Source organism: Nocardia sp. NPDC058497 (genome assembly GCF_042720195.1).
GTDB lineage: Bacteria > Actinomycetota > Actinomycetes > Mycobacteriales > Mycobacteriaceae > Nocardia.
Genome location: NZ_JBHXMY010000566.1, coordinates 1 through 3,737, shown reverse-complemented (window position 1 = coordinate 3,737; position 3,737 = coordinate 1). Strand labels below are relative to the sequence as shown.

The 3,737-nt window shown below is 65.9% G+C and carries 5 protein-coding genes and 1 riboswitch; of the genes, 1 reads left to right on the top strand and 4 read right to left on the bottom strand.

The window, feature by feature from the left end; genetic code table 11:
* Positions 1–128: 128 nt before the first annotated feature.
* A complete protein-coding gene (locus tag ACFWPJ_RS27300; protein WP_378855522.1) occupies positions 129–527 on the top strand; it encodes a type II toxin-antitoxin system VapC family toxin in 399 nt (132 codons plus the stop codon).
* Between the two features lie 80 nt (positions 528–607).
* Here ACFWPJ_RS27300 and ACFWPJ_RS27295 read toward each other — a convergent pair whose 3' ends face one another.
* The 4 genes from ACFWPJ_RS27295 to ACFWPJ_RS27280 form a co-directional block, all read right to left on the bottom strand.
* Positions 608–1,075 carry an STM3941 family protein gene (locus tag ACFWPJ_RS27295; protein ID WP_378855524.1) on the bottom strand — a complete coding sequence of 156 codons (468 nt, stop codon included), beginning with the start codon at positions 1,073–1,075 and terminating at the stop codon, positions 608–610.
* A gap of 204 nt (positions 1,076–1,279) precedes the next feature.
* Complete coding sequence (locus ACFWPJ_RS27290) at positions 1,280–2,488, bottom strand: O-succinylhomoserine sulfhydrylase (protein WP_378855520.1); 1,209 nt, start codon at positions 2,486–2,488, stop codon at positions 1,280–1,282.
* Between the two features lie 10 nt (positions 2,489–2,498).
* Positions 2,499–2,915 (bottom strand): rhodanese-like domain-containing protein, encoded by a 417-nt coding sequence (locus ACFWPJ_RS27285; RefSeq protein WP_378855518.1) that lies wholly within the window; start codon positions 2,913–2,915, stop codon positions 2,499–2,501.
* 18 nt (positions 2,916–2,933) lie between these two features.
* Positions 2,934–3,050, bottom strand: a riboswitch (SAM riboswitch).
* Positions 3,051–3,096: 46 nt separating this feature from the next.
* Entirely contained in the window at positions 3,097–3,555 is a 459-nt protein-coding gene (locus ACFWPJ_RS27280) for a hypothetical protein (protein ID WP_378855517.1), read from the bottom strand.
* Between the last annotated feature and the right edge of the window lie 182 nt (positions 3,556–3,737).

Genomic DNA, 3,737 nt, shown 5'->3' with positions numbered 1-3,737 from the left:
GCCGTCTCCTCGACCCAGATCATTCCGCGCAAAGTCGGCGGACGGCCCAACACCAGCGCCATCCCCCGCCACGAGCTCAGAACGGCCACCTCGATCGACGAGTTGCTCGAATCCGAGAAGGGCGAGTGGTGAAGTCGTTCTACCTCGACACCTCGGTTGCGGTCAGGATCATTCTCGGCCACTCACCGGAGGCCGCGGAGTGGTTCGACAGTTCCGCAGACAGCGATGCCACACGGGTGATCTCGTCTCGGCTGCTGCGCACGGAGATCACCCGAGTCCTGCGACGTGAATCGCTACCGGTCCTCGACCGGGACCGGATCCTCGACTACATCGACATCATCCCGGTCGATCACGCCGTGCTCAACGAGGCGGAAGCGATCATTTCACACATCCGGACCCTCGATGCCATCCACTTGGCCTCGGCTCTGCGCAGCGGTCTGGAAGATCTCACCGTGGTGACTCACGACAAGAACATGGCGACCGTCGCCGAGCACCTCGGGTTCCCGGTCTACGACCCAGTCCGGTAGGCCCGTCGCTTCCTCGAGGCCGTCGACCCGTCCCGCACGAGCCGCACAGACCAACCTCGGTCCGCGCTACGAGCGAATGGTCAGTCCCTGATTATCAGGTCCGGCCGATGGAAACGCATTGCCGTCAGCACTTGGGCGATGGGTGCGCCCAGGGTGGTCGACGGCAGGTTGACCGTGCCGTAGCCGAGCTTCTGATTGGACTTCGCCAGCAGCCGGATCCACCCTGAGCTGCGCGCGTAGAAGGCCTCAGGATCGCGCAAACCGATTTGGATGTAGCGCATCTTGGATATCGCCGACGTGCTTATGGCAATCGTGCGCACGGAGGTGACCTCGTCCCACCGGAGCCGCCCCCACTGCCGATGCTCCAGGCCGTCGTCGGTCAACACCAGTTCCGGCCTGCGCCGAATCAGCCTGTCGCCGAAGAAGATTCCACCAGCGGCGAAGAGCATGATACCCAACCAACCCGCGACCAGCGGAAAGATCGGTACGTCGTCAGATGACACGATCCACACGCACAACGCGACGAACCCGAAAGACACCGTCACCATCGCCACCGAACGCAAGATGGATGGGCAGTAGATCGTGGCAGGTCGCGAAACTCCCCCGGTAGTCATGAATCCACCGTAATGCCTCAGAACTGCAGCCCGAGAAGCCATTCGAGGATTCTGCCGAACCGGCGGAAGATCCGGGAACCCCTAAAGACGACCTGCCGGACGAGGAACGTATCGACAGGTCGACTCCGGGAACTGTGCTCAGCTCAGGGCGTGGTCGAGGTCGCCGAGGAGGTCCTCGATGTCCTCGAGGCCTACCGAGATGCGGACCACGCCGTCGCTCAACCCGATCGAAGCGCGGCCTTCGGGGCCCATCGCGCGGTGGGTCGTGGTCGCGGGGTGGGTGATCAACGTCTTCGCGTCGCCGAGGTTGTTGGAGATGTCGATGATGCGGAGGCGGTTCAAGACCTCGAAGGCGCGCTTCTTGCCGTCGCCGCCTGCCAGTTCGAAGGTGACGACGGTGCCGCCGCCGGACATCTGGGAGGTGGCGAGGGCGTGCTGCGGATGTGATTCCAGGAAGGGGTATTTCACCCAGTTGACCGACTTGCTGGTCTCCAGGAATTGGGCGACCTTCAGTGCCGATTCGGTGGACTGGCGCACGCGCAGCGGCATCGTCTCCAGGCCCTTGAGCAGGGTCCAGGCGTTGAACGGGCTCAGGGCGGGGCCGGTGTGGCGCATCAGGTTCTTGACGGGGCCGTCGATGTAGTCCTGGGCGCCGAGGATGGCGCCGCCGAGGACGCGGCCCTGGCCGTCGATGTGCTTGGTGCCGGAGTAGACGACCACGTCGGCGCCGAGTTCGAAGCCGCGCTGCAGCAGCGGGGTGGCGAAGACGTTGTCCAGCACCACCTTCGCGCCCGCGGCGTGGGCGAGCTCGGTGACCTTGCGGACGTCGACGAGGGTCTGCATCGGGTTGGCCGGGGTCTCGAAGAACACGGCCTGGGTGGGCACCGAGAGCGCCTGCTCCCACTGCTCGAGGTCGTCACCGTCGACGAAGACGGTCTCCACGCCCCAGCGCGGCAGGATCTCGTTGCACACCACGAAGCAGGAGCCGAACAGGCTGCGCGCGGCGACGAGGCGATCGCCCGCCTTCAGCAGCGCGCCGAGCGCGGTGAACACCGCCGACATGCCGGAGGCGGTCGCGAAGGCGGCCTCGGCGCCGTCGAGCAGCCGGATGCGCTCCTCGAACATCGCCACCGTCGGGTTGCCGTAGCGGGAGTAGACGAAGTGCTCGACCTCGCCGGTGAACGACGCCTCGGCGGCCTCGGCGCTCTCGTAGACGAAACCCGAGGTCAGGTACAGCGCCTCGGAGGTCTCCTCGAAGCCGGAGCGGCGCAGGCCGCCGCGGACGCCGAGGGTGGCGGGGCCGACGCCCTCGGGCAGTGGCTTGTCGAACGAACCACCGGTGATCATGCGTTTCTCCTTATGCCTGACGCCACGGCAGGCCGACCGCGCGCCAACCGGTGCTGCCGCGCTGCCCGAACGCGTTGGGGCCGCCTTCGAAACCGTCGAGCACGTTGTAGGACGGGGCGATGCCCGCCGCGGTCGCCACGGTCGCGGCGCCGATGGAGCGCTGACCGGAGCGACACAGGAACACCACGGGCGCGTCGTCCGGGCGATCGGCCAGCGCCTGCTCGAGCTCGGCGCCGAAGTTCGGGTTGCGGGTTCCGGTGCCGTCGACCCACTCGATGAAGTGGGCCGGTCGCTCGATGGAGCTGGTGTCGGGGATGCCGATGTGTGCCCACTCGCCTTCGGTGCGCACGTCGACCAGCACCGCGTCGGGGTGCTCGGTCAGGATCTCCCACGCCTTCTCAGGGGTGATGTCGCCGGCGTAAGTCATGTCGAAACCTCCTGCGTGAATCCGCTCTTGCCGTGGCGGTTGTCCGGCGCACGGCCAGGTCGTCACCCGGAGCACCCCACCGCGGAGGAGGGTTGCCGACCAGCGAGCCGGGGCTTGGCGCTGGTACTCATGACCTTGCGATCTGAGATTGCCCCGGCACAGGTCACCGTGTCAAACGGTGCTATGGCGTGCAGACCAGCCAGGCGCCGTCGACCCGGGTCAGGTTCCAGGTGCTGGTGGACGTCTTGTCGCCGATCTGGACGGTGGCGTCGATCTTGGCGCGGTCGCCGTTGACGGTCGCCTTGTCGAAACCCTTCTTGTCGATCGTCACGGCCGATTTCGGGCCGCCGAGCCGTTCGGACAGGCCGGATTTCTCCTCGTCGAAACCGGGGCACGCGACACCGGGCGGCGGACGCAGCTCACTGCGCGAGCGCGCGTCGATATAGTTGGAGACGGCGGCCGTGAGCCGGTCGGCCTCTGTGACATTTTTCTCAGCGGGTGAGAGCAGCCCACCGAGCACGATGCCGATGAGCACGATCACCGCGATCACCGCGGCCGCTACGAACGGGACGACGGAACGCTTGTCGGTCTGATCCACCACGATGGGCTGGTCTTCCGAGCCTGATTGTTCCTCGTTCATGCTGTAATCCTGACAGACCAGGCGCGGACAACCACACCGCGCGCCGAGTGGCCACAACGCCGCAGATAGAATTGCCTCCGAATATGGCCTGTTGCCGACGTCGAAGGCAGCTGCCAGCAGCCGGATCGCCAACTTAGCCTAAGCTAAATTGACGCCGTCAACAGTTCTCGACCAAAGGGCTG

What these genes read in the sequence shown, in the direction of transcription:
- ACFWPJ_RS27280 (WP_378855517.1), bottom strand. Translation starts at nt 3,555, where the DNA reads ATGAACGAGGAACAATCAGGCTCGGAAGACCAGCCCATCGTGGTGGAT.
- ACFWPJ_RS27285 (WP_378855518.1), bottom strand. Translation starts at nt 2,915, where the DNA reads ATGACTTACGCCGGCGACATCACCCCTGAGAAGGCGTGGGAGATCCTG.
- ACFWPJ_RS27290 (WP_378855520.1), bottom strand. Translation starts at nt 2,488, where the DNA reads ATGATCACCGGTGGTTCGTTCGACAAGCCACTGCCCGAGGGCGTCGGC.
- ACFWPJ_RS27295 (WP_378855524.1), bottom strand. Translation starts at nt 1,075, where the DNA reads ATGGTGACGGTGTCTTTCGGGTTCGTCGCGTTGTGCGTGTGGATCGTG.